The organism is Ensifer sp. VA4, assembly GCF_055710065.1.
Map to the genome: position 1 here is coordinate 107591 of NZ_JBVQPO010000009.1, position 20740 is coordinate 128330.

The following is a 20740-nucleotide window of genomic DNA, read 5'->3' on the forward strand; positions in this document are numbered from 1 at the left end:
CAGATCGAGATGCCGTGGCTCGTCTGCGGATGGTCGCTGCAACCACGCCAGTGTTCGGAGGATAGCGAAGTATCCCTAGTCGGAAGCGCAGGGCCAGGCCGCCGGCGTGCTCAAGCCGGGCGGCAACTTGGTCGAGCTGTCGCCACAGGTCAGGTCGATCTGCTCCTGTTCAAGTCCGGTCGCCTCGGAGAGGTTTACGCCCTCGATGCGCGTCAGGAACATGAAGGCGCCATGAAAGTCGAGCGGGCCTTTAAAGCTCGAATTGGTAAAGGTGGCGCGCGACAGGTTGGCGTGTGTGAAACGGGTTCCGGTCAGTTCCGCCTTATCGAAATTGGCGCGCCCGAGTTCGGCTTTCTCGAAACTCGCTCCCGTCAGCCGAGCGCCGGTGAAATTGGCACGCTGCAGTTCCGAATTGACGAAGGACGCTTTTTCAGCGGCGATACCCGCGAAATTGCAGCGATAGGCTTCGATCCTCGAAAAATTCGCGCCCTCGGCCAGAGCGCCCGCTACCGATGAGCGCACCAGCGTTGCCTTTTCCAGATTGGCGCCTGTCAGATTGGCAGCGCGCAGATCGGTCAGGGTGAAATCCGTATTGACCAGATTGGCGCCTTGCAGATCGCTCCCGCCAAGCATGAGCGCCTTCTTGTTGCAATCGGTCCAGTCCGCTCCGGGTGCTGCCGCGTCCTTGCAACTGGCGGCGTGGCCCACGGCCGGCGCCGCAAGGGTAACAAGGCAGGCGGTCATCGCCGGTGCCAGCAGGTTTTTCACTGCGCGCGCCGCGATTTTCAGCGCGTCCAGGCGCGGCCCCATGGTTCGGCGCTCCGCGCGGCACCCGTGGTCGAGATCGGTTTTGAGGATAGTCATGGCGCCGCTCCGGGGACCCGCGGGGTCGAGTCGATTGTATTTCAGATGGCACACACACCCTTCGGACGATCGGATCGCCAGTTGTGCGTGCTTCGCTGGCAAACGTATGACGTTGCTGCCCTTTATGCAAATAACAGAAATGAAAACGGCTTGGTTTCAGATGACAATCGCCAACAGCCAGTCAGGCAATTTGGCGTACGGGGGCTCGGCGGCAATGGCGGCCCGAAGGCTGATGTAGACGTACTCGAAACTGTGGGAGCGTCGCCCGAGCGTGCGGCCTGAAACGGTACCCCAATCTATCGGAACAATGAGAGCACACCAGCGGCGTTTGTATTGGCAATCTGCAGGGACTGTATTGCTAGTTGCTGCTGTGCTTGAGCGGCTTTGAGGCGAGCCGATGCTTCATTCATATCTGCGTCGACGAGGCGCCCGATGCCCTTTTCGATGCTCTCCATCAGAGTACTGGTGAAGTCGGATTGCAGGTCGATGCGCATTTGCAGAGAGCCAAGCAAGCTCGCACTCGAAATCGCGCCCTTCAACATGTATTCGATACCCTCGATGTATTCGTCGACAGTAAAGTCCGCGCCGGTTACGTCAATCTCGGCAAGGTCGAAGTCGAGCGTCCAGCGTGGCGTAGATCGTACGTTTTCGACCGTGACCCTCGCAGCGCGATTACCAGCCTCGGGGTAGATTGCCTGATCCGCGGAAAACGTGAGAGACGTGCCGGACGCTGTGACGGCCAGCCCGCTTCCTGCCGAGGCAAATGCGATAACCGTCGCAAGCGCGGTTGCGTCGCCGACCGTGCCGTCGCTTGTGCCGAGTGCAGCATCGACCGTCGCCCGATCTATCGTGTAGGTCTGTAAAGCGCCGGGGCCGACCTTGACATCAAAATAGATTGCCGCCGTTGGCGAGACCGTAAACGGTTTGGTAAACCCGATGCTCGCCTGGGGATACATATTATCGTGATTGTTTATTGGTGCGTCCTCCAGGCCCAGCGCAAACCCTGCGGGGTGAACACCGTTGAAGTCGGACACCACGTTGGAAATATCGATGCTGGAGCCTGGTTCCCCGGACGTCTCGAGCGAGCCGATCTCGAATTGACTTGATGAGGAGGATCCGCTGAACAATGTTTCATAGGCGGTAGCGGGAACCGAGTTGTCCTGAAAGACTCGCTGCAGGACAGCACGCAGTTGAGACGCCGTGTTGATTTTGCCGTCGGTTGCGGCGAGCGCCGCGTCGATCACGGCTTTGTCGATCCGCAAGCCCGCAAAAACCTGGCCCGCGGAGTGCGTACCCGCATCGACCGTAAGATCGAACTCGATATAGTCAGTCGGCCCGAATGTCGCCGGCCCCGTGAAGGCATGGTTCTCGTGACCCTGATGAGCGGTCGAATTGATGCCCGTTCTCCGGAAACCGCCAATGTCTCCCACACCGCCTATTTCCTTCTGCAAGATGCCGCCGCCACCAGCATTGAGCATGCTCGTCAGTTTGAGATTGAGATCCGTCGTGTTCACTGCCACCGATCCGTCCGCCGCTCTGACGAAGGACGAGACGATCGAAGCGGTCAATTCAGCGGTTTGCATGAGGTGGGTCGAGGCGCCTGTACGCAGCCAGTTCACGCCGTTGAAGCTGGACGAGGCAATGACGCTCTCCGCTTGAGCATTGAGTTGGCCGAGTTCCTTCTGGATCTTGGTTTTGTCAACGCCAGGCTCTTTTGCGGCGATGACCCTTGTCTTGAATGCAGTCAAAATCTCAACGATCGATTCGGTCCCCTCGTAGGCGACACCGACCTTCGCTGTCCCCAGACCGAGAGCGTCAGCAACGGCCGAGATCGCCTTGCGATCTGAACGCATCGTCGTGGAGATAGACCAGTACGCAGCGTCATCTGCCGCGGTTTGTATACGAAGTCCGGAACTCACTTCATCATGATTGGCAGCAAGCGTAACAGCGGTATTTCTCAAAATATGGACGGCGGACATCGCTGCCGCGTTCGTATGAATGCTGGACATTACAGAGCCGTCGATTAGAGATTTTTGCCCTTCATGGGCGAGTCGATGCGTTCACTCAACCACAAATTTGGTTAAGGAGCTACTACTTTTGCAAACGCACCAGCGCTACGTGCTACCCAGAAATGTAGCGTTGTCTGGCCGGCTGCGTGTCCGCCTGTTCCGACTGCGGCTCTGGATCGCGTCCTCGGCGTCCTGCTGGCGGGCTTTGGCGTGTTACCTCGTTCAGCAGCCGGTCGGGTCACTTGCCCGCCACGCAAAAACATGCAATATCCATACAATCATAAAGGCCGGATATGATAGTGATGAACGACGAACGCCTGCAGATCTCGTGGCGCCCCACCATTCGTAAGGCAGACGGACCTCTCTACCTCGCGATCGCGGATGCAATTGCGGCGGATATCGCTGATGGCCGCCTTGTCGACGGCATCCGCCTGCCGCCGCAACGCGTGCTCGCCGAGGCCCTTGGGATCGATTTTACCACCGTCAGCCGCGCCTACAACGAAGCGAGGCATCGTGGCCTGGTGGAAGGTCGCGTGGGCCAGGGCACCTATGTCAAGGCACGGCGCGCCACGAACGCCCGTCCGGCGACGAGCGGTATCGTCGACATGAGCATGAACCTGCCGCCGTTGTTTGACGATCAAGCGCTTGCTGCAAAGCTCTGGGACGACATGGCCTCACTTCAGGCCGAGCACGGACTCGACCTCCTGATGCGCTACCAGGCGCCGGCCGGCACTGCGCACAACAGAGCCGCCGGCGCCGCCTGGCTGAGACCGCGCCTCGGCGAGGTGCCGGTCGAGCGCGTGCTGATCTGCCCCGGTGCACAAGGCGCGCTGCTTGCAACGCTCACCAGCTTGGCAAAGCCAGGCGACACCATATGTGCCGAGGCCATTGCCTACCCCGGCCTCCGGGCCTTGGCCGCCCATCTCGGCCTCACGCTGCTGGGGATCGCCATCGACGAGAAAGGCCTTATACCAGAAGCCTTTGATGAGCTATGTTCAACGCGAACATTAAAGGCACTCTATTGCAATCCGACACTTCACAATCCGACAACCGCCACGCTCCCGCTGGAGCGCCGTGAAGCGATCGTTGCCATCGCCAGACGGCATGGGGTGCCGATCATTGAGGATGATGCCTACGGCGCCCTGCCCGTCGCGCCGCCGCCCGCACTTGCCGCTCTGGCACCCGATTTCGTCTACTACATCGGAGGTCTCGCGAAATGCCTTTCGCCAGCGCTCCGCGTTGCCTATCTCGCCGTTCCGGACAGCCGCAGCTCGGTCCGAATCGAGGGCGCGATCAGGGCGACTGCCGGTCTCGCTTCACCGCTCACGGCAGCGATCGCGACCCGCTGGATCGAGGATGGAACGGCCGAAGCCGTCCTCGCCGCGATCCGTCGCGAAACGGCCGATCGGCAACAGATCGTCGAAAACGTCCTCCCCAAGGGCACGGCCGTCACCGATCCAAGTGCTTTTCACGTCTGGTTGCGCCTGCCGCAACCGTGGACACGCGGCGAGTTCAGCGGGCGGCTGCAGGCTGCGGGAATTGCAGTCGTTCCGAGCGACGCCTTTTCCCTCTGCCCGCCCCCGGAGGCCGTGCGCTTGGGGCTTGGCGCACCTGCAACACAAGAGGAGCTGCGCCGCAGTCTGCTGATCATCGCCGATCTCCTCGGCCAATCCCCGGCGGCATCCAGCCTCGTGGTCTAACGAGAGCCCTAATGGCGGGCGGAATTGTCGCAGCAATGTATGCATACAATAAATTGACAATGTATGCTTTCAGGCGCTTAATCCCCTGGACCTGAGGCGGCGCCTGGAATGGCGGGCCGCATACCCGGGCAACATCGGCGCAACATTAGGAATGCGCCGGACAAGACGCCTGAAAGGAACGACGATGTCTTCGGATCACGATTGGCCGCCTATCCCGCCCATGCAGACCGGCCTGCGCGGCCGTTGCCCGCGCTGCGGACAGGGGCACCTCTTCGAGGGTTTCCTTAAGATGCGCAAGGAATGCGAAGTCTGCGGCCTCGACTATTCCTTCGCCGACCCAGCCGACGGGCCTGCCTTCTTCGTCATCTGCTTTGCCTGCGTGCCAAGCGTGCTTCTTGGCGTCTGGCTCGAAGTTCAGTACAGCGCGCCGCTCTGGGTTCACTTGCTGGTCACCGGCCCGTTCATGCTGCTGACATGTATTCCACCGCTTCGGCCCTTGAAGGGCTGGCTCGTCTCAAGTCAGTTCTTCTACAAGGCTGAGGAGGGCAAGGTCGTCAGGCGCAGTGCAGATTCGCGCGTCCCGACGACGCGGTAGATCTGGCTGAACTGCGCCGTTCCGCGGAGACATGCGACCGGTCGCCGATAGCGCGGCGACTCAGTTATGGTACGCCTTTTCAGGCGTCAGATGTGAAAGTTGCCTCGGAGGCGACGCGGCACGCGATCGCAAATCGCGTCAGCCTCGACTTTGGTGATATGGTTGGCCTGCCCATGAATCGCGGCTTCCTAACCGCTTTGACGAAGTAAAGAGTTCGCTCCTTGGGCTTGCATGATTGGACCTGCATGCTGGTTTCCTTCGCTTTGCGAACCGGACTCGTTTATCGTCTTCTGCTAATTCACAAACGAGGACGGGGCGATGGAAAGCAACTGGTCGACATTGGAGGCGGAATACCAAGGTGATGACATCGGCGTGATTTCTACTGACCCGCTGCTCGGTCGTCTTCAGTTAGTGGCCGAGCAAGAGGAAGTCGTTGAAGTCATGCTCGATCGCGCAACAGCGGAACGGCTCCTCTCCGCTCTGGTGCAATTCCTAGCGCACGGCGAAGGTGGTGATGCGCCAAATTTCTCCATTACACAATGAAGGTGGCCGGTCGCGGCGATAGCCCCAAGCCTTGATAGCCTGTTCATCTCCGGTTCGGGATGCCGTGGTACAATTTCCGAGTCGATGCATCCAAGAGGAGTGAAGCATGAGCCGAAATACTGTCCTCGGAATAATTCTTGCCGTAGTGGTTATCATCCTCGTCGTCCTTCTAGTGCCGAAGAAGGAAACGACCACGGAGACTGCGACACCGCCGGCGACCACGACTGAGCCGACGACCTCTCAACCGTCGACAGGTACCCCCTCGACAACGGCCCCGTCGACCACCGAACCGTCCACGACCCAGCCGTCTACGGCGACGCCTTCCACGACCGAGCCGTCGACAACGGCGCCTTCAACCACACAACCCTCTACTACCCAGCCTTCTACCACGACACCCGCTCAATAGAGTGCTCATGTCGCGGCCGCCCACCATCTCTACATGGTTGGGCGGCCGCCCTGTCAGGTCTGATCTGACCCTGCAAAACTTCGCCCGCGTAGGGCCGGCGGTCAGGTTAACCCTTGGGCAGCTATTCTCAGCCTAGAGCCCGCAGACCCGACGTTAATCAGTTCGCAGGAGTCGGCTCGCCCAGCGAGAGCATCAGGCGGTTCGCCCAGTTGAAGAAGGCAGCGCCGTGGATCACATCGGCGATTTCCAACTCATCAAGGCCCGCCGCAGTCAGCCGTGCGACGTGCTCGTCGCCGAAGGCGGGCGGCGTCGCAGTCAGCGCGACTGAGGCGGCAACGATCGCATTCCAGCGTTCGCCAAGTTCGGCACCGACGCCCTCATCCAGCAGCTTTTGCACGTCGTCGCCGCGTTTCGAATGGTGAGATGCGAAGCGTGAATGGACGGATGCGCAGAAGACGCAGCCATTCGAGCGCGAGGCAGCCGTGGCCGCGAGTTCGCGCTCGGCACGCGGCAGGCCTGTGCGGGTGTTGTAGAAGATGTCCTTGTCCGTCTTCGTGCGTGCCTCCAGCACCTCCGGATCGCGCACCAGCAGCCGAAAATAGGGAGACTTTGCGCGCGCCGCTTCGACGAGCCCAAGGAGATGTCGTTCGGTCAGATCGTCTTCCGCCAAAGGCTGGAGCCAGGGTGTCCAGCCGATCTCGGCCTGAGTGAAGGTTCCAGGAGGATTTGTTACGTCTGGGATGATGGCACGTTCCGTCATTGTTGCGGTTCCTCTCGATGACTTATGCGGCGGCACGCTTCGAAGCGGCAGACAGCAGGCTGAGCCCGACGATCACGCGAACCTGGAACGCGACGAACGAGATGAGTTGCGACAACGTGACGATGCCATCCGTCGTCCAGCCGGCATCGAGCAGCGCCTGCAACGCTTGCGGGCTGGCCTCGCGCGGGCGGAAGACGAGCAGATGGGCATGCTCCAACGCGGCTGAGAGCCTTTCGCCGAGCACGTCGCGGTTTGTGTCCGTGACGCGGTAAAGCAGCCCAGCCCTGTTTTCGACGCTCAACGGACCCGCGGGATAATCGCCGTAGGGGCCTATCGCCCGCCCCGCCCCGATCTCTGCCTTCAAGACCTCGACAAGCCAGCGGTCCGTACCGCTTTCCTCGAGCGGATTGACGTAGAATTCATAGATATCCGGCTGACGGTGAAGTCCGGCGATGAAGCTCGCAATCGCCTGCCGCTCCGCCAGGGAGACCTCGCCAAATGCCTTGGGTCGAAACAGCGCGAGATAGCTTTGCTGCGCCTGTTCTCGCGTTTCTGGCCGTTGGGCGCGGATGCGGTCGAGGCTCGATCCCGGCGTGATGCCGGCGAGCAGATCGATGACGTCTGGTGACACTTGGGTCATGCTTGGTCTCCTCTAAGGGTGAAATCGGCGTTTGGTCTCAACCGACGGCCCCGAAACGGCGCGCATGGAACTTCTCCTGCGGCGACCACCCGAGCGCCGGTGCAACCTTCGTCGCGATCAGTTCGATCGAGCGCAGGATCAACGGGTGCGGTGGATCGACCGAGTGAACCTGGAACACGAGGTCGGGCACGCGCTCCAGGGTTTCGTCGCGGCTGAGGCTTTCGATGACATCGTCCACCGATCCGACATGTACGTCGAAGGCGGCGATCAGATCGGCAAGGGAGTTGCCGGCAACCTTGTGGCCGGCGGCAATCAGGCGTTCTGCACCGCGGTTCAGTCCAATCTCCGCCAGCCGCAGCGCTTCGGCGCGGCTATCGGCGACAAAAAGGCTGCGGGAACCGAGAATGCGCGGCGCGCGACCGGCGGGAAGCGCATGCAGATAGGCGTCAATGATCGGGTTCTGCAGTTCCGCCAATGTGGCACTCGGGTTGTCGTGCGGTCGCGGCTGCGTGCGTGAAAGCATCAGGCCGTCGCCAGCGCGACCGGCGCGCTCACCGCCGGCGACCGAGAAGCTTGCCTGCCAGATACGATCGAGCAGTTGCGGTGCCGCGGGATAGAGACGATCGCCGCCGGCGAGCGCTCGGCCGGCCCAGGCATCGAGCACGGTTTGCAGATGCCGGCCAAAGACCACACCACGCTCCGCGCTTTCAAGGCCGAAGGCAGTGAAGGATGATGGCGTTCCGCCTGTGCCGAAGCCGACCTCCAGCCGGCCGCCGGAGAGCAGATCGAAAACCGCTGCGTCTTCCGCCACCCGGATCGGGTTTTCGAGCGGCAAGGTGATGACGCCCGTGCCGAGGCGGATGCGCGTCGTCTCGGCAGCCACATGAGCGAGGAAAACAAGGGGCGCGGGCAGGCCGCCCTCATCAGCATGAAAGTGATGCTGCGCCACCCAGGCCGTATCGAAGCCAAAGCGCTCGGCCGCGACGATCTGCTCCTTGGCGTAATAATAGCGTGTGCCGGCGGGAACATCGTCGAGCAGGCGCGTGAAAAAGCCAAGGCGCTTGCGTGGGGTCGTCTCTGTCATGATCTGTCCTGTCTGTCGTTCCCGCTGCCTCAGGCAGCGGCCCGGCGGCTTTGCCCGGGAATGGCGTTGATCAGTTCGCGCGTGTACGCGCTTCTGGGGTGTTCGAAGACTTCCGAAACCGTGCCACCGTCGACGAGGCGGCCATCCCTCAGGACGGAAACGGTGTCGGATATCTGGCGCACGACGGCGAGGTCGTGGGAGACGAAAACGTAGGTGAGGCCGAGATCGCTCTGCAGTTCCTGGAGAAGCGCGAGAATACGCGCCTGGACGCTCACATCCAGTGCGGACACGGCCTCGTCCAGCACCAGCACCTGAGGATCGAGCACAAGCGCCCTGGCGATCGCGACCCGCTGACGTTGACCGCCGGAAAGCGCGTGCGGTCGCCGTGCAAACACGTCTTCGGGCAACCCGACCCGGGTGAGGATCGCCCACGCCTTCGCCTCGCGATCGACGCGCTTGAGCCTGCCGAAATTGAGCAGTGGCTCCGTTACGATTTGCAGGATGCTCTGGCGCGGATCCAGCGATCCGTAGGGGTTCTGGTAGACGAGCTGGATCCTGCGTCGAAACTGCCGGAGATCCTCTCCAGCAAGGCACGAGAGATCTGTCCCGTCGATAACGATCCGGCCCGCAGTCGGTTTGTCGAAGCCAACGATACTGCGGATGGTCGTCGTCTTTCCCGAGCCGGATTCTCCGACGATCGCATGGGTCGACCCGCGGCGGACGCGAAAGCTCAGCTCGTCGACTGCGCGAAACCGGCTGCTGCCCGCGCCGGCAAATTCGCGAACAAGACCGTCCACGACGACAATATCGTCCTCAACGCCTGGTGGGCTTGAACGCACTTCCGATTGCGGCCTGGACACCGGCCGCGCAAAGGACGGTGCAGCCGCAAGCAGTTCTCGTGTGTAAGGGCTGCGCGGAGCCGCAAGAACGGCGCTGGCCGCGCCCTGCTCTTGAATTCGGCCGTTCTGGAGGACGACAATCCGGTCAGCGCGGTCGGCAGCCACGCCGAGATCGTGGGTCACGAGGAGCACGGCGGTGCCGTACTCGGCTCGCAATTCATCGATGAGATCGAGAATGCGTTTCTGCACCGTGACGTCGAGCGCACTCGTCGGCTCGTCAGCGATGATCAATTGCGGTTTCAGGGCGACGGCGATCGCGATCAGTACGCGCTGACGCATGCCGCCCGATAGCTCGTGCGGGTACTGCCGTGCTCTCAGTTCCGGCTCGCTCAGCCCTACGCGCTCGAGCAGCGAGATGACGCGGTGGTCGATTTCGTCCGGGTGCAGCGCCCCGTGAATCCGGAAGATCTCACCGATCTGCGCCCCGATGGTCTTGACCGGATTGAGAGAGTTTCCCGGGTCCTGCGGCACCAGGCTGATCCTGGCACCACGCACCGTCTCCAGTTGCCGGTCGGTCCACCGGGCAATGTCGGTCCCGTTGAGCTTGATGCTGCCGCGCTCCACGCGGCCGTTGGCGGCGAGCAGACCGATGATCGACTGCGCCGTGGTCGTCTTGCCCGAGCCGGATTCACCGACAAGAGCAACGACTTCGCCAGGATTGATGCGGAAGGAAACATCTTGGACGACGCGGCGCGGCGCAGTCCCATCATCATAGGCGAGGCAGAGCCCCTCGACTTCGAGAACGGGCGGCACTTGTTTGGGAATTACGGTCATGCTGCGGCCCTTCCAAAGGATTGGCTGACCCGGTTGGCGGCCAATACGACGAGAACGACCACGACGCCGGGAGCCGTCGTCAGCCACCAGGCCGTCGAGATGTAATTGCGTCCTTCTGCGATCAGCAGCCCCCATTCGGGCGTCGGCGGTGGCGCGCCATAGCCGAGAAAGCCGAGGGTCGAGATTTGCAGGACCGCCGAGCCGAATTGCAGCGATGCGAAGGCAAGAACCGATGTCAGCGAGTTCGGAAGAATGTGCCGCCAAAGCACCGATACAAAGGTACCGCCGCTGCCGAAGGCGGCCTCGACATAGTCGCTGCGGCGCACGCGTACGACTTCCGCTCGCGCCAATCTGGCGAAGCCAGCGACCGAGGTAACGCCGACGGCAATGGCCGCATTCACCGTGCCGAAGCCAAGCAGGATAATGATGCTGAGTGAAAGCAGCAGTGGCGGAATGGACAGGAAAACGTCGACGAGGCGCATGATCGCATCGTCAAAACGACGCCGGACGGAGCCGGCGACGACGCCGAGCCCGGTGCCGACGATAAGGCCGAGGCCAACCGCGACGAAGGCGCCGGTCAGCGAATGCACGGCACCATGGATGATGCGGGCGTACAGGTCGCGCCCAAGTGCATCGGTCCCCAGCAGATGCTCTGCGGTCGGGCGCTTCAACTGCGCGCCACCCACGCCCTCGAGCGGATCGTAGCCTGTGAAGAGCGAGGGGGCGACCGCCCAGAGGAAAACCGTCGCCAGGATAAGCCAGGACAAGGCCAGTCCCGGAGGCACGCGCCGCAGCGTCGAGGCCGCGCGAGAGCGCTGTCCTTGGCGCTGCCGCCTCGCATCCGCGGCGGTCTCCTCGTGAAGTGTATCGAAAGTGGTCATGCGGCGGCTCCGATTTTTGTTCTCAGGCGCGGATCGAGCACAGGGAAAAGCAGGTCCACGATGAGATTGATGATCACGAAGGCGAGCGCCGAGAGCACGACGATGGCCTGAAGAACGGCGGCGTCCTGGCTGCCGACGGCGCGTTCGGTCAAACCACCGATGCCGTTGAGCCCGAAGACGGTTTCCGTCACGACGGCTCCGGCGATCAGTTCGCCGAAGAGCACGCCGGCGATGGTCAGTGTCGGGAGGAGTGCATTCTTCGCGACGTGCCGCCAGAGTATCCACTGGCGGTTGGCGCCTTTGGCGCGCGCAACGCCGACGAAGGGTCGCGTCATCACGTCGTCGATGTGGCGCACGAGCACCTGGGCGAGCGGTGCGGAGATGGGCACCGCCAGCGTGATGACTGGCAGGATCAATTCCTGCCATGGGCCCGGGTTGATGACCGGAACGAGCTTCAGGCGAAAGGAAAAGATCTGGATCAGCATGATCCCCAGCCAGAAAGTGGGGATCGAAATGAAGAGTGAAGGAACCGATTGCAGCGCGCCGCGCAGCGAGGCGAACGGCGTCAGGCTGGAAAGGAAGGCGATGAGGATCGCCAGCACTGAGGCAAGGAGGAAGCCAAGCGTGGCGAGCTTCAACGTCGCCGGCAGATGAGCTGAAAGAAGACTGCTCACCGGGACACCGGCCTGAACGGAGTAGCCGAAGTTGCCGGTCAGGAATTTGCCGATCGTGTGTGCGTACTGGACGAAAACGGGGCTATCGGCAGCGTAAGATGCCCGGATCTCGGCAACCTGTTGAGCGGTCAGCCCGAGATCGGGGTTCTGGAACTTGATGAGGATTGCGTCGCCGGGCATCGCCTGCAGCAACACGAAGGAGATCGTGAAGGCGGCCCACAGGACGAGCAGCGCCTGTCCAACACGATTGAGCAAAAAGGCGGACATGATCCGTTCCTCTGGACGCAGATTTCAGGAGTGGCGGCCACCGCGAGCGCGGTGGCCGCGGCTCGATCAGTGCTCGGGGAGCCAGGTGCTGTAGAAGCTTGGGCGACCGACGGCCTCGAAGGCGACGCCCTGGACATATGGTGCACCGGCATAAGCCTGCGGCTCCTCGAAGATCGGGATCGCATAGGCCTGGTCGACGACGTAGTCCTGGATCTCGCCAGCAATCGCCAGGCGCTTTTCGCGGTTCGGTTCGGAGGCCAGCGCCTCGAGCAGGCCGTTCAGCTTGTCGTCGACGAAGCTCTGGACCTTGTCGCTGAGACCGCCCTTCTGGCGCAGCACGTCACGGTTCTTTGGATAGTATTGGCTCTTGATCACATCGGGGTCGGCGCGGCCGACCATGGCCGGCGAGACCGGCGTCTTCAGGGGATCGAGATCGTCGACCGTCTTGCTGCCGCTGTCGCCGGCAAGCACGTTGAGCTTCACGCCCACCTTGCCCCATTGCTGGGCAACCAGTTGCAGCGTTTCCTTGTTCTGCGGCTGCGGCAGAGATTCATAGGCCGTCAGAACCAGTTCCTTGCCGTCCTTCTGGCGCAGGCCATTGGAACCGACCAACCAGCCGGCCTCGTCAAGCAGCGCCTTGGCCTTCTCGGGATCAAAAGCAAGCTTTGCCGAGATATCCTTGTAGCCAAGGGCGGAGGACGCGATGATCGATGTCGCCTGCGGATAGTTGGCCGAAAACAGCGTCGTGACGATTTCCTTGGTGTCGGTCGCATGCAACAGCGCCTGGCGCACCTTGACGTCGGCCACCAGTGGATTGTCCGGCCGGAAAACGACGCTGTTGTTCACGCCGCGTGTCGATGGTGCATAGATCTGGTAGTCCTGTGCCTCGACCTGACCCTCGTCATAGGCCTGGACCTGGCGGATGAAGTCGGCCTGGCCTGCAAGCAGCGCACCGATGCGGACACTGTCCTCGCCGGTGATGATGTAGGTGATGCCATCGAGATAGGCTCGCCCCTGGTGCTCGAGCTTCACCGGCCCCCAATTGTACTCCTCGCGGGCCTTGAGTTTTAGTTCCTTGCCGATCGTCTCGCTCTCGACCACGAAGGGACCGGAGCCGATGATCTTAGTCGCGTCGCCGAGTTCTTCGAAGGGCAATGCGAGAGTGCTTGCCGCCACGAGACCGGAGCCGATCACCGATGTTCCCTGCAGGAAACCGGGTGACGGCTTCTTGAAGTAGAATTTCACCGTCAGCGGGTCGACGACTTCGCTGCGTTCATAGTTGTTGATGACCTCGGAGACCGGGTGCTTCAGCGCTTTGTTGCCGAGGCCGAAAACGTCGTAGTTCTTGGCGACGGCTGCAGCGTCAAGCGGCGTGCCATCAGAGAAGGTGACGCCGGGGCGGATCTTGAACGTGTATTCGGTTGCATCCGCGTTGACCGTCCAGGATTCGGCAATCCACGGCTCGATCTCGAGCGTCTTCGGGTTCTGATAGGTCAGCTTGTCGGTGATCTGATTGAGGATACCGCCGTTCGGATAGAAGCCGCCTGCGGGGGGATAGAGATTGGTATGGGCCTGCTGCTCCAGATAGATCAGTGTTCCGCCCTTGGCCGGCTCCGCCGTGCCTTCGGCCCGGGCACCCGGGTGGGCCAGGCTGGTTGCTGCAAGCATCGCCAGGGTAAGCGCTAACCGTTTCAGTTTCGTCGTCATGAGAGCCTTCCTTCAAAAATCCGAAGGCAATGGTACGACTGTCGGCGTCATTATCAATTAAATCTAGTAAATTAATATGCTATATGTTTTGGCGGATGGGAAAGAAGCATCTCGCTCATGGGCCAGGCTGAGATAATTGTCCCCGGAGCGGATTTTCGCGCCGACCTCGACATGGCATTGAGTGGCTTGTCCTTGTGGAAAAGCCGCCGCTCAGCCTAACCGCCACACACGCGACATGGACGCGTGCTTGATTGCAGCCGGCATTGACAAGCCTGTCATTATCCGTTGAAAAATCTCGGCAATTCCTTTGAACCTCCCAGGGATCGAAAAGCATCATGGAAAGCAACAAAGTCCTCGTCGTCGGCGGTGCCGGCTATATCGGCTCGCACACCTGCCTCGAACTTGCCAACAAGGGATTCGAACCGGTCGTCTACGACAACCTGTCGAATGGTCACGAGGAATTCGTCAAATGGGGCGTTCTCGAAAAGGGTGATATCCGCGATCGCCAGCGGCTCGACGAGGTGCTTGCCCGTCACAAGCCGCGCGCGATCCTGCATTTCGCCGCGATGATCGAGGTTGGTGAATCGGTCAAGGACCCGGTCTCCTTCTACGACAACAACGTCATTGGCACCTTGACGCTGCTTTCGGCCGCGCTCGCCGCCGGCGTCGAAGCCTTCGTCTTCTCATCGACCTGCGCAACCTATGGCCTGCCGGAAAGCGTTCCGATCGACGAGCAGCACCGGCAGGCGCCGATCAACCCCTATGGCCGGACAAAGTGGGTGTGCGAGCAGGCGCTGAAGGACTATGGCCAGTACAAGGGCCTTCGTTCGGTGATCCTGCGCTACTTCAACGCCGCCGGCGCCGATCCGGAAGGTCGCATCGGCGAGTGGCACGAGCCCGAGACGCATGCGATCCCGCTTGCGATCGACGCTGCCCTTGGCCGCCGCCAAAGCTTCAAGATCTTCGGCACGGACTACGACACCCGCGATGGCACCTGTGTCCGCGACTATATCCATGTGCTCGATCTGGCCGACGCGCATGTGCGCGCCGTCGAGTACCTGCTTTCCGGCGGCGACAGCGTCGAACTCAATCTCGGCACGGGTACGGGCACGACCGTCAAGGAGCTTTTGACGGCGATCGCCGACGTCTCCGGCCGCGCGTTCAATATCGATCTGGTCGAGCGTCGCGAAGGCGATTCCACGACACTGGTCGCCAACAACGACAAGGCACGCGACATTCTCGGCTGGGTCCCGCGATACGATCTGTCGGACATCACCCGCACCGCATGGAACTGGCATTCGCGTCGCAACCAGGGCGCCTGATGACGTGCTGACGTCGGTGCGGCGATTCGTGCGCCGCGCCGACGAGAACCGTAAGCTACACCACCTGCTGCGATGGCTTCGACACGATCCGCGAGCGCAAACGCCGCGTCAGCGGTTTTTCGAAGAGAATATAGGCAGCGACGCCCAATGCCGTTCCCGCCAGGACGGCGAGGAACGCCGATAGCGCCAGGTCCACACCTGCCCGGGCACAGACCTTCACCACAACCGATATGGCGAAGGTATGCCAGAGATAGATGGAATAGGACGCGTCGCCGAGAAGCATCGGCATCCCGCGCCCGCGAAACCAGCCACGGCCTTCGAGCGCCAATGTGCCGACGACGAGCATGACGGCCAAGGGGCCAAGGACGAGTTCGTCGAAGGGCAGACGAAACACGGCCAGCGCCGAAAAACCCGAAATAGCGGCTGCGACGAAGGCCCATCCGACGACATTGCTTCCCGGTACCCTGCCCCGCAGCCAAAGCTCGGCTATGATCATGCCGGCCACGAATTCGAGAATGATCGGCCGCGTGTAGGCGACGAACAATGCGTTGTCGCTGTCGATGGCATAGCCCAGGCCCACCAGCAGCAGGAAGCAGGCGGTGATCGCCAGCAGTCGGCGCGACCGCGGCACAAGCAGGGTCAAGGCGAAGAGGGCGTAGAAGAACATCTCGTAGTTCAGCGTCCATCCCTGGACGAGAACCGGCCAGACCTCGCCGGTGCTCGGGGATGGCATCGGCACGAACAGCAGCGACGCCATCACGTGAGCTGGGCTCAGAACAAGATTGGGAAAAAGCCCGACAAGGCCGCCAAGGACCATCACCATCGTCGCCAGCCAATAGACCGGCGCGATCCTTTGCACGCGGTCTCGCAGGAAGGAGAACGGCGACATCGGCCGGCGCTCGCTGATCACCCACATGATGAAGCCGCTGATGACGAAGAAGATATCGACGCCGGCAGCGCCGATCGCGAAATGATGCCCCGTGCGCTCGGCCGCATGAAAGAGGACGACGCCGAGCGCCGCAAAGGCGCGCAGATACTGGATGCCGTAGATTGTGGCCTTCACGCCCCCCGTGGTCCGATCCATCAGTACCTCAACTGCGGCATGCCATGCGGTGCGATCCGCGCGCTGCGGACCTCAGCCGGGCGCACTTCCGGTCGGGTGAGCGGCAAGGTCAGTTTGCCGGCGGCGAAATAGAGCAGGAACGAGCCGACGTGATACGGGTTCATGATGTCGATCTCGACGAACGAGCGTACCAGCAGCAACATGGCGATACCGAAGAGCACCGAGGACTGGGTATCCTGGTCTAGCGTCAAGAGGCGCTTGATGTGGCCGAGGACGGTCGTCAGCAGAATGCCTGACAAGAGGACAAGCCCGATGGCACCGGTTTCCACGATCGCCTCGATGAAGGTGTTGTGGAAGTGGAAGCCCGCGCGCGTCGCGATGTAGAACTCCTCCCAAAGGCGTTCCGCCTCCGAGAAGCCCTGTACCCAATAGGCCTGGTAGCCAACGCCCACCAAAGGCGAGGCCATGGCTGCTTCAATGCCCTGCTGCCACAGATAGGTGCGCCCGGTCAGCGTCGAATCCTTGCCGAAGAGGCCGAGCACCAGATCGACGCCGCCGCCGTAGATGCCCGCGACGGCAACCAACGCGCTGCAGATGACGGCAGCAAGAAACAGACCCTTGCGGTGGCCGGGCGAGAGCAACCCGACGACGCGCATGCCAAGCCAGAGCCCGATAATCACGGCGGTGGTCAAGACGGATGTGGCCGATTGCGAAGCGAGCAACGAATAGGCCGCAAGCAGTCCGACTGCGGCGGATGCGAAGAGCCACAGGCGTCGTTCCCCAAGGGCGACCGGCGCAATGAAAGCGAAATAGATGCCGAGCGAGGCGTAGAAGCCCAGCTGGTTCTTCGAAGCGAAGGCGCCGACGAAGCTGTATGTGCCGTCGAGCGGGTCCAGATGGTAGACGCCAAAAAGCAGGGAATAGACGAGTACGATCCCGGTCCCCGCAATCGCGCCGCGCGTCAGCGTTCTGATGTCGATGAGCCTCATGGCGATCAGGGCGCAAACGACATGCGAGAGATATTGGATGCCGGTGCGTGCCGTCATCGCAGGTGCTGCCGACCAGAAGACCGACAGGCAGGCAAAGACGGCAAAGCCGAGGATCCAGAGACGCCTGCCGTAGTTGCCGAGCACGCGACGGTAATCGACAAGCACCAGCGGCAGCCAAAGCCCGTAATAGAGCAGGATCGACGCCTGCCCGAAGCGTGACGAATAGGCGAAGACGAAAAACGACAGCGCGACCGCAACGGTGCCATAGGCGCCGTTGCGGTCAGGCGATATCAAGCTCGACTTCGCAATTCTCACGGCCGATCCTACTGTGTCGCGAGGTTGGCTTGAACCTTGATCACGTCACCGGGCAACACCGCGGTGTTTTCATCGGCAGGGATCTCGGTCGGCTTGCCGTCACGCTCGCGGATGATCGAATAGGCGATGACGGCATCTTCCGTATTGTCCTTCGATTGAGCCGCTTCTGCCGACTGCAACAGTGCTTCGGCCATCAGGTCGCGGCTGGTGCCGAGCTTGAGCTGCAGCGTTTCGAGCTCGGCTTCGGTGTTCTGAAGATCCTGCGCCAACTGCGCGTCCCAGTCGTTGCGAAGATTGGTCTCGTCCTGTGCCGCCTTGCTGGCATCCTGCTTCGCCTTGAGCGAGGCCGTGTCGATGTCGAGCAAGGCCGCCTGCAGTTCCGCCACCCGCTGCTCCAGTGACAGCTTGCGCTGGCTGAGCGCCAGCCCCTTTTCGGCCAGGCTCTCGACCTTCTCGCGATCTTCCACCACCAGCTCCATCTGGCGGTTTTGAGTTTCCGACTTCTTTGTCAGCGACTGGATTTCGCTTTCCAGCAATGACTTCAGGTCGGCGAGTGATTTCAATTGCAGCTTCTGCTTCCGGTCGCGCGAGGCCATCAGAGCCGTCTCGTTCGCAAGAAGCTTGTCGATGCCCGGTACGCCCTGGAGGTCCTTCGGCAACTCGATGTCCTGCTTGTCGGCAATCTCCGCCTGAAGCCGGGCGCGGCGGATCAGCAGCCTGTTGCGTTCCGCTGTCTGCACGCTCGATTCGCCATGAGCGTTGATGTAGTCGCGGGCGAAACGTTGGCCGCTTTCGGAGCGACGCAATCCGCCGCCGAGGCTTATCGCTTTCAGCACCGTCAGATTGGGTGCGTAGGGATATTCGCCTGGCTTTTCGACTTCGCCCGATAGATAGAGCGGGCGGTATTGTGCGAGTTCGACGGAGGCGGACGGGCGATCGCGCAGACCAAACAGGGTCTGCATTTTCTCGCCGATCGCTTCACCGACCTCGGCGGTCGTCTTGCCGGCCGCCGGCAGATCGCCGATGAACGGCAACGACAGTGCACCGGACGGCCCGACGGTATATTCACCGGTGATGACGGACCAGTCGCGCACAGCGCCTTCAGCGGTCTGCCACTCGGCTACGCGGATTTTGAGCTTGTCCATGGTGCCAAGTTGATAGTCCTCGGCTCGGACCTGAGCGGCCCCGAGGACCAAAGCGCCGGCCAGGACCGTGTGGTGAAGGAAACGAGACACCTTGCGGGAAATCCGGGACTTCCCTGACGGAGCATGCTTGTTCATATGAGCTTCCCGTTAAAAGACGCCGATCCCGCGGCCGACCTTGTTGGTCGGGCGGGAGTCAAAGCGCTGATCGTCAGTAGCTGCCGCGCGAGAAGCAAACGGCTGGAATGGTCTTCACGACGATGGAGAAGTCGCTGAGCAAGGACCAGTTCTGGACATAGTGGGTGTCGAACGCGACGCGAGCCGCGTAGGATACGTCGTTGCGCCCGCTGATCTGCCACAGGCCGGTCAGACCGGGACGCGATTGCAGGTAGTAGACGGCAGCACTGTCATAGAGCTCCAGCTCATCCTGCACCACCGGCCGGGGGCCGACGATGCTCATTTCACCGCGCAGGATGTTGATGAGCTGTGGCAGTTCGTCGAGGCTCAGCTTGCGCAGCACGCTGCCGACGACGGTGACCCGGGGGTCATCCTGCAGTTTGCGTGTCGCACGCCACTCCTCGTAAGCGGCTGGATTGTTTCTAAGATACTCTTGCAGAATCCGGTCGCCGTCCGCCCGCATCGTGCGGAACTTCAGACAACGGAAAGGCTTCCCGTTGTGACCGATACGGCGATGGCCATAGAAGACGCTGCCGCCGTCAGAGAACTTGACGAGCGCAACCAGCATCAAAAAGAGCGGGCTCAGAAAGACGAGCGCCAGTGAAGCGGCAAAAATATCGAAGCCACGCTTCGAAATACCACCCACGGGCTTGAGCGCCGCAGTCTCTGCGGCACTGAAAAACGGCGAATTGGCCGATCGAGTCGCAGACTTCATAGAGATGACTCCATTTACGTTGGCGAATGGTCGGTCCCCCGAAAGGGAGCACTCATTATTCAAGGAAGAGTGTGTGGTGAGAATTTGTCTTTTGAAGGCAAAATAATGGCGGGTGCCCGAAAGGCGCCCAAACGACGAATATCACTGATTTCGAATATATAATATTTCCATCCGGCAAGGCGATATATTGTCAGACGATGAAGTCTTACGTTCGGCGCTTTCGTGTATTGTATTCAAGGCGCGCAATTGTGTTGCGATAAAGCCAATATATCTTGGTATCTGTTATGTTTGCTTTCATCTGCAACCACGTGTTTTAGCGTCGATGAAAATTGACAGGCGTCAGTCTTTCCGACCGAATGCTGCGTTGCAACAGGGTTTTGCACCGCACGCGCAGCGGGACACCAAAAGTTAATTTTGTAACAAAAGGTGATATCAATCGTTACGCAAACAGCAACCAGTGGGCGGTGCGGGCCTGACAAAACGCCGGATGGTGGAGGAATTGCCTTAGGATTGCCATGGAGTCACAAAGGCCGGACCGACGCGGGATCGAAAAACGGCCAATTTGATTCGTATGCTGGTGTTCTAAACACGACATAAAGACTTTGGAGGCAGGGTGGCAGCAGGACGCGGGCTTTTGGCGGTTGAAGCGAAAGGGCGCTGCCAATATATTGGAACTCTGAGGAGGAAAGGCCGAACTCCGATGACCACATCGTCGACATTACCGAGTGCGAGGTAGCGCTATGTACGCACCGCGCGTTCTTGCGAGCATGCTCGGCGCCCTCGCCGTATTTGCGATCGTTACCTATTTCCTAAACGGTTCACTGGCGTCGACACTTCTCCAGACCGTCATATGCGCCGTTCTGATGCAGGTCGGCTATTTCGTGGCCGTGCTTTACCTCGTGTGGAAGAAGGCGCGGGAAAAGGAAAGACAGGCCGCCGCGTTGACGCAATTGGCTGGCGACGAGAAGTCAGCCGCCAAGGCGGCGCCGCGCGGCCTCGATCGCCCCGGGCATTTCAATCGGTGATCCCGGCCGGGCTTGCACTCGGCTGACGGCAACGATCCACCAGAAAATCATATCTTTGACGCGTTTGCGACACGATCGCCCTGCATGGTTCGGCCGTCGCCATCGTCGGCGACGTCACGTGGCCGACCTGACCCAGAAAGCGGGCCACGCCGAACGGAAGTGCCGCAGCGAACGCAAAGACCAGTGCGC

18 protein-coding genes are annotated in these 20740 nt (G+C 61.2%); 5 read left to right on the top strand and 13 right to left on the bottom strand.

Annotated elements, in window-relative coordinates:
* Nucleotides 1-75: 75 nt before the first annotated feature.
* Both AC0C6X_RS17070 and AC0C6X_RS17075 read right to left on the bottom strand, forming a co-directional pair.
* Entirely contained in the window at nucleotides 76-744 is a 669-nt protein-coding gene (locus tag AC0C6X_RS17070) for a pentapeptide repeat-containing protein (RefSeq protein WP_173520087.1), read from the bottom strand.
* 416 nt (nucleotides 745-1160) lie between these two features.
* Nucleotides 1161-2873: a flagellin N-terminal helical domain-containing protein gene (locus tag AC0C6X_RS17075; RefSeq protein ID WP_472954204.1), complete on the bottom strand. Its 1713-nt coding sequence runs from the start codon at nucleotides 2871-2873 to the stop codon at nucleotides 1161-1163.
* A 302-nt stretch (nucleotides 2874-3175) separates the two neighbouring features.
* Here AC0C6X_RS17075 and AC0C6X_RS17080 point away from each other — a divergent pair, with 302 nt between their 5' ends.
* The 3 genes from AC0C6X_RS17080 to AC0C6X_RS17090 all read left to right on the top strand — a co-directional run bounded on the left by AC0C6X_RS17080 (nucleotide 3176) and on the right by AC0C6X_RS17090 (nucleotide 5711).
* Nucleotides 3176-4573, top strand: a complete 1398-nt coding sequence (locus tag AC0C6X_RS17080; RefSeq protein ID WP_472954206.1) for an aminotransferase-like domain-containing protein — start codon at nucleotides 3176-3178, stop codon at nucleotides 4571-4573.
* Between the two features lie 184 nt (nucleotides 4574-4757).
* Nucleotides 4758-5168: a DUF983 domain-containing protein gene (locus AC0C6X_RS17085; protein WP_173518266.1), complete on the top strand. Its 411-nt coding sequence runs from the start codon at nucleotides 4758-4760 to the stop codon at nucleotides 5166-5168.
* A 318-nt stretch (nucleotides 5169-5486) separates the two neighbouring features.
* Nucleotides 5487-5711 (top strand): hypothetical protein, encoded by a 225-nt coding sequence (locus AC0C6X_RS17090; protein ID WP_173518265.1) that lies wholly within the window; start codon nucleotides 5487-5489, stop codon nucleotides 5709-5711.
* Between the two features lie 563 nt (nucleotides 5712-6274).
* On the opposite strand, the gene AC0C6X_RS17095 is transcribed toward AC0C6X_RS17090, so the two are convergent.
* The 7 genes from AC0C6X_RS17095 to AC0C6X_RS17125 all read right to left on the bottom strand — a co-directional run bounded on the left by AC0C6X_RS17095 (nucleotide 6275) and on the right by AC0C6X_RS17125 (nucleotide 13803).
* Nucleotides 6275-6877, bottom strand: a complete 603-nt coding sequence (locus AC0C6X_RS17095) for an alkylhydroperoxidase domain protein (protein ID WP_472954209.1) — start codon at nucleotides 6875-6877, stop codon at nucleotides 6275-6277.
* 22 nt (nucleotides 6878-6899) lie between these two features.
* The gene (locus tag AC0C6X_RS17100; protein ID WP_472954211.1) at nucleotides 6900-7517 is read right to left on the bottom strand and encodes a CMD domain protein; all 618 of its coding nucleotides are present in this window, start codon (nucleotides 7515-7517) and stop codon (nucleotides 6900-6902) included.
* A gap of 37 nt (nucleotides 7518-7554) precedes the next feature.
* On the bottom strand, nucleotides 7555-8601 hold the full coding sequence (locus AC0C6X_RS17105) for a putative FMN-dependent luciferase-like monooxygenase (RefSeq protein ID WP_472954212.1): 1047 nt from the start codon (nucleotides 8599-8601) through the stop codon (nucleotides 7555-7557).
* Nucleotides 8602-8630: 29 nt separating this feature from the next.
* Nucleotides 8631-10274, bottom strand: a complete 1644-nt coding sequence (locus AC0C6X_RS17110) for a dipeptide ABC transporter ATP-binding protein (protein ID WP_472954214.1) — start codon at nucleotides 10272-10274, stop codon at nucleotides 8631-8633.
* Nucleotides 10271-11155, bottom strand: a complete 885-nt coding sequence (locus tag AC0C6X_RS17115) for an ABC transporter permease (RefSeq protein WP_173518260.1) — start codon at nucleotides 11153-11155, stop codon at nucleotides 10271-10273. Before AC0C6X_RS17115 ends, AC0C6X_RS17110 begins: the two co-directional genes overlap by 4 nt.
* Nucleotides 11152-12096, bottom strand: a complete 945-nt coding sequence (locus AC0C6X_RS17120) for an ABC transporter permease (RefSeq protein ID WP_472954215.1) — start codon at nucleotides 12094-12096, stop codon at nucleotides 11152-11154. Before AC0C6X_RS17120 ends, AC0C6X_RS17115 begins: the two co-directional genes overlap by 4 nt.
* 66 nt (nucleotides 12097-12162) lie before the next feature.
* Entirely contained in the window at nucleotides 12163-13803 is a 1641-nt protein-coding gene (locus AC0C6X_RS17125) for a TIGR04028 family ABC transporter substrate-binding protein (protein WP_472954218.1), read from the bottom strand.
* Between the two features lie 335 nt (nucleotides 13804-14138).
* Here AC0C6X_RS17125 and galE point away from each other — a divergent pair, with 335 nt between their 5' ends.
* Nucleotides 14139-15125 carry a UDP-glucose 4-epimerase GalE gene (gene galE, locus AC0C6X_RS17130; RefSeq protein ID WP_173518257.1) on the top strand — a complete coding sequence of 329 codons (987 nt, stop codon included), beginning with the start codon at nucleotides 14139-14141 and terminating at the stop codon, nucleotides 15123-15125.
* 55 nt (nucleotides 15126-15180) lie between these two features.
* On the opposite strand, the gene AC0C6X_RS17135 is transcribed toward galE, so the two are convergent.
* The 4 genes from AC0C6X_RS17135 to AC0C6X_RS17150 all read right to left on the bottom strand — a co-directional run bounded on the left by AC0C6X_RS17135 (nucleotide 15181) and on the right by AC0C6X_RS17150 (nucleotide 19526).
* Nucleotides 15181-16209, bottom strand: a complete 1029-nt coding sequence (locus AC0C6X_RS17135; RefSeq protein ID WP_247960437.1) for an acyltransferase family protein — start codon at nucleotides 16207-16209, stop codon at nucleotides 15181-15183.
* Nucleotides 16209-17492, bottom strand: coding sequence for an O-antigen ligase family protein (locus AC0C6X_RS17140; protein ID WP_472954219.1), 1284 nt, complete (start codon nucleotides 17490-17492; stop codon nucleotides 16209-16211). Before AC0C6X_RS17140 ends, AC0C6X_RS17135 begins: the two co-directional genes overlap by 1 nt.
* A gap of 8 nt (nucleotides 17493-17500) precedes the next feature.
* Complete coding sequence (locus AC0C6X_RS17145; RefSeq protein WP_247960439.1) at nucleotides 17501-18772, bottom strand: polysaccharide biosynthesis/export family protein; 1272 nt, start codon at nucleotides 18770-18772, stop codon at nucleotides 17501-17503.
* 73 nt (nucleotides 18773-18845) lie between these two features.
* Nucleotides 18846-19526 carry a sugar transferase gene (locus tag AC0C6X_RS17150; RefSeq protein ID WP_173518254.1) on the bottom strand — a complete coding sequence of 227 codons (681 nt, stop codon included), beginning with the start codon at nucleotides 19524-19526 and terminating at the stop codon, nucleotides 18846-18848.
* 740 nt (nucleotides 19527-20266) lie between these two features.
* Here AC0C6X_RS17150 and AC0C6X_RS17155 point away from each other — a divergent pair.
* The gene (locus tag AC0C6X_RS17155; protein ID WP_472954222.1) at nucleotides 20267-20551 is read left to right on the top strand and encodes an exopolysaccharide production repressor protein; all 285 of its coding nucleotides are present in this window, start codon (nucleotides 20267-20269) and stop codon (nucleotides 20549-20551) included.
* Nucleotides 20552-20740: the final 189 nt, after the last annotated feature.

Excerpts from the sequence above, each read along its gene's own strand:
- AC0C6X_RS17110 (WP_472954214.1), bottom strand. The coding sequence starts at position 10,274 with ATGACCGTAATTCCCAAACAAGTGCCGCCCGTTCTCGAAGTCGAGGGG.
- AC0C6X_RS17105 (WP_472954212.1), bottom strand. The coding sequence starts at position 8,601 with ATGACAGAGACGACCCCACGCAAGCGCCTTGGCTTTTTCACGCGCCTG.
- AC0C6X_RS17095 (WP_472954209.1), bottom strand. The coding sequence starts at position 6,877 with ATGACGGAACGTGCCATCATCCCAGACGTAACAAATCCTCCTGGAACC.
- AC0C6X_RS17085 (WP_173518266.1), top strand. The coding sequence starts at position 4,758 with ATGTCTTCGGATCACGATTGGCCGCCTATCCCGCCCATGCAGACCGGC.
- AC0C6X_RS17125 (WP_472954218.1), bottom strand. The coding sequence starts at position 13,803 with ATGACGACGAAACTGAAACGGTTAGCGCTTACCCTGGCGATGCTTGCA.
- AC0C6X_RS17075 (WP_472954204.1), bottom strand. The coding sequence starts at position 2,873 with ATGTCCAGCATTCATACGAACGCGGCAGCGATGTCCGCCGTCCATATT.
- AC0C6X_RS17135 (WP_247960437.1), bottom strand. The coding sequence starts at position 16,209 with ATGGATCGGACCACGGGGGGCGTGAAGGCCACAATCTACGGCATCCAG.
- AC0C6X_RS17155 (WP_472954222.1), top strand. The coding sequence starts at position 20,267 with ATGTACGCACCGCGCGTTCTTGCGAGCATGCTCGGCGCCCTCGCCGTA.
- AC0C6X_RS17150 (WP_173518254.1), bottom strand. The coding sequence starts at position 19,526 with ATGAAGTCTGCGACTCGATCGGCCAATTCGCCGTTTTTCAGTGCCGCA.
- AC0C6X_RS17145 (WP_247960439.1), bottom strand. The coding sequence starts at position 18,772 with ATGAACAAGCATGCTCCGTCAGGGAAGTCCCGGATTTCCCGCAAGGTG.
- galE (WP_173518257.1), top strand. The coding sequence starts at position 14,139 with ATGGAAAGCAACAAAGTCCTCGTCGTCGGCGGTGCCGGCTATATCGGC.
- AC0C6X_RS17115 (WP_173518260.1), bottom strand. The coding sequence starts at position 11,155 with ATGACCACTTTCGATACACTTCACGAGGAGACCGCCGCGGATGCGAGG.
- AC0C6X_RS17100 (WP_472954211.1), bottom strand. The coding sequence starts at position 7,517 with ATGACCCAAGTGTCACCAGACGTCATCGATCTGCTCGCCGGCATCACG.
- AC0C6X_RS17090 (WP_173518265.1), top strand. The coding sequence starts at position 5,487 with ATGGAAAGCAACTGGTCGACATTGGAGGCGGAATACCAAGGTGATGAC.
- AC0C6X_RS17120 (WP_472954215.1), bottom strand. The coding sequence starts at position 12,096 with ATGTCCGCCTTTTTGCTCAATCGTGTTGGACAGGCGCTGCTCGTCCTG.
- AC0C6X_RS17070 (WP_173520087.1), bottom strand. The coding sequence starts at position 744 with ATGACCGCCTGCCTTGTTACCCTTGCGGCGCCGGCCGTGGGCCACGCC.
- AC0C6X_RS17080 (WP_472954206.1), top strand. The coding sequence starts at position 3,176 with ATGAACGACGAACGCCTGCAGATCTCGTGGCGCCCCACCATTCGTAAG.